Annotated in this window: 3 protein-coding genes; all 3 read left to right on the top strand. The window is 41.0% G+C overall.

Annotated features, from left to right (window positions below; all coding sequences use genetic code 11):
- Nucleotides 1–164 precede the first annotated feature (164 nt).
- A complete protein-coding gene (locus tag AC3B6B_RS00065; RefSeq protein ID WP_489756678.1) occupies nucleotides 165–2,036 on the top strand; it encodes a mucin-binding protein in 1,872 nt (623 codons plus the stop codon).
- A 246-nt stretch (nucleotides 2,037–2,282) separates the two neighbouring features.
- Nucleotides 2,283–11,255, top strand: a complete 8,973-nt coding sequence (locus AC3B6B_RS00060; RefSeq protein WP_489756677.1) for a DUF1542 domain-containing protein — start codon at nucleotides 2,283–2,285, stop codon at nucleotides 11,253–11,255.
- A 211-nt stretch (nucleotides 11,256–11,466) separates the two neighbouring features.
- Nucleotides 11,467–12,000, top strand: coding sequence for a TetR-like C-terminal domain-containing protein (locus AC3B6B_RS00055; protein ID WP_489756676.1), 534 nt, complete (start codon nucleotides 11,467–11,469; stop codon nucleotides 11,998–12,000).
- Nucleotides 12,001–12,037: the final 37 nt, after the last annotated feature.

Genomic DNA, 12,037 nt, shown 5'->3' with positions numbered 1-12,037 from the left:
GAAGAATTGCTTTTTTATATGTTTTAAAATGTAATTTTTAATTCATCGGTGTTTAATATGTTTGATTTTTATATTACATTATTTTAAATATTATACTTGATTTTTTAATTAATAGCCTTAATATTTAATTATAATTTAAAAAATATGCAAAGAGGAATCTACGAATGAACTCGAAGAAAAAAATAACAACAGCTGGGGTCTTTTTGGGATTAGTCTGTGGTTTGTTATTGACGCAGCAAAGAATCTATGCCGATACGAATGCCACTGCGGAAACCACAGTTCAAGAAGTTCCAACAAATTCCACTACTGATGTGAATCCTGTGGCAACAACGCCAGATGCGACCACTGAGATTGCTGCCAATACTTCAAATAGTGCTGCTAATAATAGTTTGCAGCCAAGTGACATTAATGATGCAAATAATAGTCCTGCTTTACAAGCTGATAGTGCAGCTACTGATTCAACTAGTGAACAATCGGAGTCTACTGCTCCAGCTACTTCTGTGACAACTACTCCTGACAGTAATTCTATTTCAGATAATTCCCCATCAAGTAGTGAGTTAATTACCAGTGGTACTTGGGGAACCAGTAATTGGGATTTTATACATCAAGGAAATGACTATACTTTAACTTTTCATGCCGGACAGATAGAAAATCGAGGAACCGGAATTTATGATGAAGTATTGAGATATGATGAATACAATAATGAAGTAACCGAAATAAATTTTGATCAAGGTGTGTCGGTAAACGATAATTTAGTGTACTTTTTTGCTGAGTTACCCAATTTACAGAAAATCAACGGCTTAAATTATCTTGATACGTCTAATGTGACTGATATGAGTTATATGTTTATTCAAGATAGAAGTCTGAAGAATTTAGATCTTAGTACTTTTAATACTGATAAAGTTGACGACATGATGGGGATATTTGATAATAATATTTCTTTACAAAGTCTCAATCTCAGCAGTTTTAAAATGAATAATTTAGAGAATTATAAATTTGAGTATATGTTTGCTAATGATGTTAATCTTTCTCATTTAGTATTGGGAAGCAACCTGCGTTTTTATAATTATTATGATAATGATATGGAGGCATTTAGTAATGCTGATTTACCAGATGTTCCTGTGCAAGGAACACCAGTAGCAGGTACCAATTTGGTTGTTCAATCACCATATTGGATAGCAACTAGTGGATCAGATCAAGGAACAAAATACACCTCTCATGAATTGATGAATATGCCAGGACGGGATCAAGTTACTACTTATGATTGGGATACTGAAAATCCAGTTCCAAGAGATGTTGAAGCTAAGGCAGTAACACGTACTATTAATCTCCACCAACCAGATGGTTCGATTCAAACGCAGACGCAAACAGGCATGATTCAACGGATTGTTACTAAGCATGATGATGGCACCACAACTTATGGTGATTGGTCTAAAGTGCAATGGTCAGAATATGATGTTCCAGAGATTGCGGGTTATCAAGCAACTATCACACAAGTGCCAGCAACTGACATTACAGCTGATTTAACAGATCAAACTGTGGATATTTATTACACACCAGCTGAACAGACTGTCACAATTCAATATGTTTTAGCCGGTCAAATAGTTGGTACTCAAAAATTAACCGGTTATCTTGGTGATGTGTTGAATATCAATTATCATGCCCCTGCTGGTTATGATATTATTGATTTTCCGCAAGCAACAGTCACAGTTGATGCGTCTGGAGATCAAGTGTTGCAAGTTGCAGTCGCTAAACAAACGCAAATGCAAACGAAGACGGTGGTACGGACTATCAATATTCATTATCCCAGTGGCATTATCAAGACACAAAACCAAGTAGTTGTTCTCAATCGCAGTGTTGATCTTGATGTAAATACTGGACAGACAGTTTACGGTGATTGGAATACCGGCAAATGGGCTGCAGTTACTGTTCCTACAATTAACGGTTATCAAGCCAATCAGTCTAAGGTTGATGCGCAGGATGTTGTAGCTACTGATGCTAATCAAATTGTGGATATTTACTACCTAAAAAACTAATTAATTTAAATTAAAAATATTTAAAAAACGACAATTACTCCAACAATTGTCGCTTTTTTGTTGCTATAAAGTTATATATCAATAAAAATAATGCGAATAATTGGCTATTTTTATATAAAAGTGGTTAAATTTAAGTATTAAATTAGTTAATATTCTTATTTTAACGATAATTTTTGCGATTTTTGGCAACTAATAAAAAGCAATTAGCTGACAATTATTACTTAATCTGAATTGAGGGGACTCATAATGAAGAAAAAGAAATTACTTATGACTTTAGGGGTGACATTATTTTCATCAACTTTATGGTTGAGCGTTAATAAGACTAACGCCGCAGCTGACAATGTTGATGATAATAATGCCGCCAGTCAAGCCAATGTCCAAGCAACACCGGATACCACTACGTCTACCACGAATCAAACAACTGATTTAGCAGCTGGTAAAGTAGCGGCCAATAGTGCTTTGCAACTGAATGTTCAAACGGCCAAGAATCAAATTACTGATTTGCAATTAGCAGCAGAGCAAACATCTTCCTTGCAACAAAAGTTGCAGGAGATTAGTACGCAATTTGCTACTCAAATTGACCAAGCACAAACCAGTTCTGACTTAACTAATATCCAAACTACGGCGAAAGCCCAAATTCAAACCGTTGTACAACAAGCTAATAGCTTACAAACTAAAACTGTCGATAATCAGGCTGAAGCAAACAATACAACAACTACTCCAGCACCAACTCAAGATGACACCAATACTGCTCAAACTACGACAGCAAGTGCTACTGACGCGACCCCGACTACTGCTAACGACGAATCAAGTAGTAATACGGACACGTCAACCAATACAGGAACCAATGAGCAACCAGATGAAACTGCGGCTACAAATAATGAACAACAAGTTAAACCTGCTGCAGTGGCAGCAACGAACACCACAACGAAGCCACAAATTAGTAATTTTGATGACACAGTTGCACATGTCACGAATCAAGTAGAGTTAGCTGCTGCTGCCGCTAATGCCAATGTTAATACGATTATCTTGGACAATGATATGACATTAACTGGTAATACCGATATGCAGATAGTTAATCGAGATGTGACAATTGAGTCAGCTGGAACTAATCGCTATTATTTGGATATGCGGGATATGCGTTTTACTACAGGTAATGGTGACAATACAATTACCTTTAAGAATATTGATTTCTATGGTTCTAATTATTGGGGGATTATTAATCCATCAGGTAAATCCAATACTGTTAATAGTGATGGTAGTATTAATCGTGGTCAGACCATTGTTTTTGACAATATTACTTATACCGGCAAACAGATGATTCACGCTAATGGGCAAACCGTGGTGATTCGGAACAACGTTCAAGCCACGTCAGTTCCAAGTTATGATGCACCAGATGGGTCGGGCACGGTTACTAGCACGGGCTACAATCCGCAACAAGTTATTGAAATTAGTGGTTCTGGTGCCGTTGAATTTGAATCAAATGCAACATTTACAGGTACTAGTTACAGAGATCAAGTTATTCAAATTGGTGCTGGGGGCAATGTTACTTTAGATTCTGGTTCTAAGGTTACCTTAAATCCTCATAGCCATGGCCAATGGTCAGAAGCTTTTTATAGTAATATTGCTGGTATTTATATTAATGGTGCAGGAACTATTGATGCCAAAGATGGGTCCACTTTAAATATCAACGTAGCTGGTGAAGACGCTAAAGATACAGCGCAAGCCATTAATATTGGTAATGGTTCTAAAATTAATCTTGAATCGGGTTCCACTGTAAACATCAATAGTGATGGTACCATTTATCAAAACTTGGTATCCGTTGGTGGTAGTTTAAACCTTGACGAAGGCTCTAGCTTCAATATTAATGGTCAGAACATGGATACATTTAAGGGCTCTATCGTTAATATCAGTAGCAACGGTTCTATCAATAATACCGGTGGAACTTTTAAGGTGGCGGTTGATGGTACCGGCGCCATGACCTTATTGAATATTTCTGGAGCCAAGGTCAATATTGATAACCCGAAAGACTTTGTCTTAGATGCCAGCAATAACGCCAATGCTAAATTGATTAACAATAGTACCTTAACGTTAAATGATGTGAAGTTTGTTCACGGAACAGAAACTTCCGGTCCATTAGATAAGTTATCTTTAAAAGTTAATAACAATACTATTGGCACAATTAATGCACCTAGTGATGCTAGTGCGACGAGTGATATTGTGGGCAAAACTTCTGACGCTGAACAACAAGTTGTTGGTTGGTTAAGTGATCAAAGTTTGACAGGTAAGAAGTTAGAGTTTATTTCCGCAGGTCCGTTTATTGACGTGGATAATGTGGCTATTGATACTGATAAGACACACGTTACAGGTCATGTTAGTTCGAAGACTGCTGGTGCTGATCTCAGCAATACCTATATCTACGTGACTGTGAACCACGGTAGTACGCAGACACCAATGACAGGTACTGTCGCTGCTGATTATTGGCGCGATACTACTCCTAAATATATGGCGAAGACTGATGCTGCTGGTAACTTTAGTTTTGATATTCCCGCTGATACATTACAACCCGGTGACACTTTAACTTTCAGTGCCAATAAAGATTTTGTTGACGGTTTGACACCATTGAATGTGGATCCTGAAGTGGCCGCTGCTTTACAAACCAGTCGTGATACGGCCGATGACGCCATTGATGCTGCTGCCACGGCTGCCAAAACAGCGATTGAAAGTAATTCGAGCTTAACACCGGAGCAAATTGCTGCTGCCAAAACGGCGGTTGATGATGCTGTAACGGCAGCTAAAAACAATATTGCCTCTGCTACGACTACTGATGGTATTACCGCTGCTCAAACAGCCGGTGAATTAGCAATTAGTAAAGTCAAGGCGCAAGCGCAATTAGATAACGCCCAAGCGAGCGCCTTGAAGCAATTAAGTGACGCTGGCCTAACGGGAACAGACTTAACTACTGCACAAAATGCCATTAGTCAAGCTTACCAAACGGCTACTGATCATTTAACGAATGCTAATGACCAAGCCGGTGTCGATGCCGTTATTAATAATGATTTACCAACCATTACTGCTGCTGCCAAAAAGGCTGTGAACGATCATCAATTACAACAAGCTAAAGATGAAGCCAATGCCGCCATTGATGCCGCCGCCAGTGCTGCCAAAACGGCAATTGAAAGTAATTCAAGCTTAACATCGGAGCAAATTACTGCTGCTAAAACGGCGGTTGATGATGCTGCAGCCAATGCTAAAACCAATATTGCCTCTGCTACAACCACCGATGGCATTAACACTGCTCAAACAGCCGGTGAATTGGCAATTAGTAAAGCTAAAGCGCAAGCGCAATTAGATAACGCCCAAGCAAGCGCCTTGAAGCAATTAAGTGACGCTGGCCTAACGGGAACAGACTTAACTACTGCACAAAACGCCATTAGTCAAGCTTACCAAACAGCAAATACGAATTTAACGAATGCTAATGATCAAGCCGGTGTTGATGATGTCATTAGTACTGATTTACCAAAAATTACCGCTGCGGCCACATCTGCTGTGAATGATCATCAATTACAACAAGCTAAAGATGAAGCTAATGCGGCCATTGATGCTGCCGCTAATGCTGCTCAGACTGCAATTGATAACGATACGAGCCTGACACCAGCTCAACGTAATACGGCTAAGAATCAAATTACGACTGCTGCCAATCAAGCTAAGAATAATGTTAATACTGCTACAACTACAAGCGCTGTTAATTCTGCGCAAACCGCTGGTAAGTTAGCAATCAATAAACTAGAAGCCCAGGCGCAATTAGATAATGCTCAAGCTAGTGCTTTGCAGCAATTAAGTGACGCTGGCATTACTGAAGATCCAGAATTAAGTACTGCGAAAGCTTCCATCAGTCAAGCGTATCAAACAGCTACTGACAATTTGACGGCAGCAACTAAACAAAGTGCGGTTAATCAAGTAATTAGTACTGATTTGCCCAAAATTACGCAAGCTGCTACGGCTGCTGTCAGTGCGCACCAGTTACAACAAGCTAAGGATAATGCCGATGCCGCGATTGATGCCGCCGCTACGGCTGCCAAAACGGCAATTGAAAGTAATTCGAGCTTAACACCAGAACAAATTACTGCTGCCAAAAACGCGGTTGACAATGCCGCAACTAGTGCTAAATCAAACATTGATTCTGCTACCACTAACGATGATGTTACAACGGCGCAAACTGCTGGTGAATTAGCTATTAATAAATTACAAGATCAAGCCCAATTAGATAACGCGAAAGCTAATGTGGAAGCCCAATTGACGAGTGCTGGCATTACAGGAACTGCTTTGACAACAGCACAACAAGATTTGACAGCTGCTTATAATGAAGCTTCAGCTAATTTAACGGCAGCTAAGACGCAAACAGCTGCTGATCAGGAAACGTCCGCGGGCGTCAAAGCCATCAACCAAGTTTTAGCCACTGCCCAATTAGCTGCTGCTAAAACCAATGCGCAACAAGCGTTAGCTAATAAGTTACAATCGGTCACCACGGATATTAATGGCTTGACTAATTTAACAAGTGCACAAAAGAAAACCTATCAAGATCAAGCTAAAGCTGCTTATGATCAGGCCTTTGCCCAAATTAGCAAGGAAACTGATCCAGCTCAAATAGCCACTGAACAAACAACTGGCGAAGAGCAAATTGCAGACGCTTTGACCACGGCGCAAACAGAAAATAAAGCCGCATTAACGACTGCTCAAACTAGTGCCAAACAAGCTTTAGACCAAGAACAAGCAGCTGCTTTAGCTAAAATTGACCAATTAAATTGGAACACACCAGCACAAAAAACGGCGGCTGAACAGCAAGTCAACCAAGCCCATGATGCTGCCGTAACGGCTGTTGATAATGCAACCACCACCGCAGCTGTCACGACTCAACAACAAACGGGTATTGACCAAATGCAACAAGCAGCGATGGATGCCCAGAATTTGGTTAATGATCAAGCCAACGCCATTGCTGTTTTACAAGAAACTAAGACGCAGGCTTTAGCTAAGTTAGACCAATTGAATTTAACACCGGATCAAAAAACTGCTGCTACGACTGCTGTGAATACTGCCTTTGACCAAGCGGTGGCTAATGTCAAAGCAGCTGGTAATGTGCAAAGCATTGCCCAAGCGCAAGCAGATGGAGTGACGCAGATTAATAATGCGGTTGCCGATGCCAATAGTACAGCGACGGCCTTGCAGCAAGCTAAAGATTTGGCTAAGGAGCAATTAGAGTCTGCTAAAGATACCGCTGAAAAGCAGGTTAATGCGCATGCTAATTTGACGGATGCACAAAAACAAGATTATATTCAGCAAATTGAATCAGCCTTTAAAGAAGCTAATGATAATTTGGATAGCCAAACGGCGATTAGTGCGGTGCAAAATGTTGCTAATGCTGGTATTAAGCAAATTAATGATGTCGTGACGACGGCTGCTGACCAAAACGATTTACAAAAAGCACAAGCTGATGCGCAAACGCAATTAACGACTGCTAAGCAAAAAGCTGATGCCCAGATTGATGGAAATACGAAATTGACGGCTGCGCAAAAAGCAGCGGCACACCAACAAGTCACATCTGCTTATAAGGCGGCGCAAGCTAATATTGACGATCAAACAACGATTGCCGATGTCAATACTGCCCGCGATGACGGCATTACGGCCATGAACGCTGCCGTAATTGCTGCCAATACAGATGCTGAAAATCTCAAACAATCTCGTTTAGATGCGATTCAAGCGTTGGCAGCTGCTCAGGTCAAGGCTGACGATGATATTGATAATAGTTCCTTAACAGCGGCTCAAAAACAAGCTGCTCATCAACAAGTCGCAGCTGACTACACCAGTGGGGTAGCGGCCATTAATGCTGCGAGTGATATTTCTGGTGTGACAACGGCACAAAGTACTTGGGTGCAACAAATTCAACAAGATGTTGTGGGTGCTAATAATGCGGCCCAAGACTTGAAGAATAAGCAACATGACGCGATTGCCGAATTAGCAACAGCCAAAGATAAAGCAGATCAAGCCATTAATAATAGTTCGTTAAGTGATGCCCAAAAGACTGCCGCTCATCAAGCTGTCGCTACCGCTTATCAAGATGGAGTAGACGCGATTAACGGTGCCACATCGACGACTGAAGTGGATCATGTTAAAACGCCAGCTTTAGACCAAATCAATGCAGCATTAACTAATGCTCAACAAGCTGCGGCTGATTTATTAGATGATAAAAGTGCTGCTAAGCATGCTTTGATGACTGCACAAAATCAAGCTTATCAAGCAATTAATGATTCTGATTTAACGCCAGCTCAAAAGCAAGCCGCTAAAGCTGAGGTGGACGATCAATATGACAATGCAATTAATAATGTTGATCAAGCGGCTACGCCGACAGCTGTTCAAACTGCTCAAGGTGATGGTGTCACTGCGATTGACCAAGCAGTCACGGATGCTAAGAAGGCTGCGGCTGATTTAGCAACAGCGAAGACGGACGCCATCAAAGCCTTAGATGATGAACAAACTAAGCAGAATACGGCTATTGACGATGATACTAATTTAAATGCTGACCAAAAAGCGGCGGCGAAACAAGCAGTTAAACAAGCCCATGATCAAGCTGTAGCGCAAGTTAATGCGGCTAGCGATACTGCGGGAGTTACCAGCGCACAATCTGCCGGCATTAGTGCAATTGATCAAGCCTACACGGATGCACAAACTGCGGCCGCTGATTTAGCAAATGCGAAAGCTACTGCCTTATCCGCGTTAGATACGGCGCAAGCGGATGCTAATAATCAAATTGATGCGGATGACAATTTAAATGCTGATCAAAAAGCTGCTGCTAAAGCTAATGTCCAAGCCGCTTATGACGCTGGTAAGCAAGCCATTCAGACCGCAACTACGACGTCTGATATTACAGATGCTAAAGACGGTGCGACATTACAAATTGAGCAAGCCGTGACTGATGCCCAAGGTAAGGCGGATGCTTTACAACAAGCGAAAAATCAGGCCTTATTGGTTATTGCGCAAACACAGGCTGATCAATATAACAAGATTGACCAAGCTGATTGGACACCTGCACAAAAGCAAGCTGCTAGAGCAGCCGTTAAACAAGCTTACGATCAAGGTGTCAGTGGTATTAATGCCGTGAGTGATGTCAATGATGTGCCGCAGACGCAACAAGCTGCCCAAACGGCCATTATTAATGCTTATACGCAAGCTCAACAAGCCGTTAAAGATTTAGCAGCTGCTAAGACTTCGGCCCAACAAGCTTTACAAACGGCCAAAGATAATGCAGATAATGAAATTAATAATTCTAATTTAACTGACGCTCAGAAGCAAGCTGCTTTGGCGGCGGTTGACCAAGCCTTTAAGCAAAGTCAAGCTGAGGTAGAGGACGCTACCACGACGAAGGCAGTTGATACAGCACAAACTGATGGTGTGACCGCTATTGCTGGGGCTGTCATTGCCGCTAATACGAGTGCTAGTGAATTAGCAGCTGATAAAACAGCGGCTTTAGCTGAGTTACAACAGACCTTAGACCAAACGAATTCAGCAATTGCAGCTGATTCTAATCTAGATGACGCTCAAAAAGCTGCCGCTACTCAAGCTGCGCAAGCTGCTTATGATGACGCTGTAAGCAATGTACAAACTGCTAATTCTGCCACAGCCGTGATTAATGCCAAGAATACAGGTAAGCAAGCTATTCAAGCGGCTTTAAGCGATGCGCAAACTGCTGCTCAAGCTTTACAAACTGCTAAAAATAATGCTTTACAGGACTTAGATAATGCTCAGCAAGCTGCTGATGATGTTATTGATGCTGATCCTAGTTTAGATACTGATGCTAAAAAGCAAGCGGCAAAAGCTCAAGTTGCTGCTGCTTATAATCAAGCAGTCACTGCCGTTACCGCCGCTAGTGATGTAGACGGGGTTAATACGCAAAAGACTGCGGGTGTGGCTGCGATTAATCAAGCACAAAGTGATGCACAAGCATTGCAAGCTGCCAAGGATACGGCTTTAGCCGCTTTAGCAGATGAGCGTGATACTGCCCAACAAGCGATTATTGCTGCTAATTTGGATCCGGACGCTGCCGCTGCTGCGCAACAAGCAATTACTGCTGCTTATGGACATGCGGTTGACCAAGTTAATAATGCACAAGATGTGGCGAGTGTTGATACGCAAAAAGCAGCCGGAATAACTGCGATTGATCAAGCAGTAACGGATGCGCAAACTGCTGCACAAGCACTACAAACGGCAAAAGACTCAGCTTTAGCTGCTTTACAAACGGCTAAAGAAAATGCGGACAGTCAAGTAGCTAGTTTAGATGCTAGTCAACAAGCTGCTGCTAAAAAAGCTATTCAAGCGGCGTATGATCAGGCCGTTGGCAAGGTTAAGGCTGCTACGACTCCGGCTGATGTCACAACCCAACAAGATGCGGGCGTAGCTGCGATTAACCAAGCAATAACGGATGCTAAGAATACTCCTGTGCCAACATATCCAACTTTACCAGCAACTAATCCTGATGTTGACCAGCCGACTAAGCCTGATGAGACAACTATGCAAAAACAAAAAGGTGTGGTCACAGTGAAACCTAATGTTACTAATGGTTATGTTGTTTTGTATGATCAAGATGGCAACCAGATTGATAGTCAAGTATTGGGTGCGAATACTGCTTGGAAGATTGATTATAAGCGTATAATTAACGGTCAAACTTATTATCGTGTTGGTGCTGATGAATATGTCAAAGCTAGTGATGTTGATTTGACTCCAGAGCAAGCTGGCAATAACCAAATTGTAGATGGCGTTGTAACAACTAATAAAGCCCAAGTGCCAGTCTATAATGCCCAAGGGCAGGTGATTGCCGAACGGACTTTAGGTCATAATACGCAATGGTTGACGAATAATCAGCAAACAATTAATGGTCAAACTTATTATCAAGTGGCTCCGAATGAATTTGTCTCAGTCAACGATGTTACTTGGACACCACAGGCGATGATTCTAAATCGTAAAGTGGGTGCCTTAGTCATTAATCAAGCCAGTGCGCCCGTTTATCATTATGATCCGGCTCGCAGTTTGATGGTGAAGTCCAATAGTCGCACAGTTACCAACCAAAACCCTTGGCGCTATGATCGTCAATTAATCGTTAACGGCCATACTTATTATCGGGTGGCTGCTGATGAATGGGTAGAAGCTGACAAAGTACTTTTGAATTAATTTGAATCTTTAAAATGAAAATAACTCCTGATAGTTTAAGCTGTCAGGAGTTATTTAATTAGAATGAAAATTAAGCTTTTAATCAAATGAAAACAAAAATTGAGGTTTCAGAAAAGTTCAAAAAGATTTCATACACTTTTAGACTATTTGTTGGATAAGTTGTATGATAGATCGTAGTATGATCAATAAATAACAATTAAGGAGACATATTATGGCAAAAGAGAATCGGCGCGTCCAACGGACGAAAACTCAGATTCAACACACACTGATTAATTTGATGCAAAAAAATGACTTAGATGATATTACAGTGACGCAACTATGTGATCAGGTTCCGATTAATCGGTCGACGTTTTATGCGCATTACAATTCAACGTATGATGTGTTGTTAGAAGTTGAAGATCACGTCATGCATGCCTTCATAGAATATTTGTTCCAACAAAAGCAGTTATCAATGGCCGAATATCAGTCACAGATGGATCAATTGTATTTAAAAATTCTGACGTTTGTGCAACAAAATAAAGAAGCAATGAAAGTGATGTTTACTTATCCAATTAATGATAAGTTTCATACCGATTTACTGAACTTGTCCCAGGAGAATAATACCTATACGGGGAATGTTTACCAGCAGATTTATACAATTGCTGGAGGCTTAGCCATGGTGCAACTGTGGCTCAAGAATGACTTAGATATTTCCCCTGAAGAGTTGAGCCAATTGATGATCGAAATGGGTCCGTTTAATAAGTAAACTAAAATGAAGATCTTAGTTTTAAAAATGAAATGGA

It is taken from the genome of Bombilactobacillus sp. ESL1197, from assembly GCF_058107145.1.
This window is presented reverse-complemented; position numbering and strand designations above follow the sequence as displayed.

Excerpts from the sequence above, each read along its gene's own strand:
- AC3B6B_RS00060 (WP_489756677.1), top strand. The coding sequence starts at position 2,283 with ATGAAGAAAAAGAAATTACTTATGACTTTAGGGGTGACATTATTTTCA.
- AC3B6B_RS00055 (WP_489756676.1), top strand. The coding sequence starts at position 11,467 with ATGGCAAAAGAGAATCGGCGCGTCCAACGGACGAAAACTCAGATTCAA.
- AC3B6B_RS00065 (WP_489756678.1), top strand. The coding sequence starts at position 165 with ATGAACTCGAAGAAAAAAATAACAACAGCTGGGGTCTTTTTGGGATTA.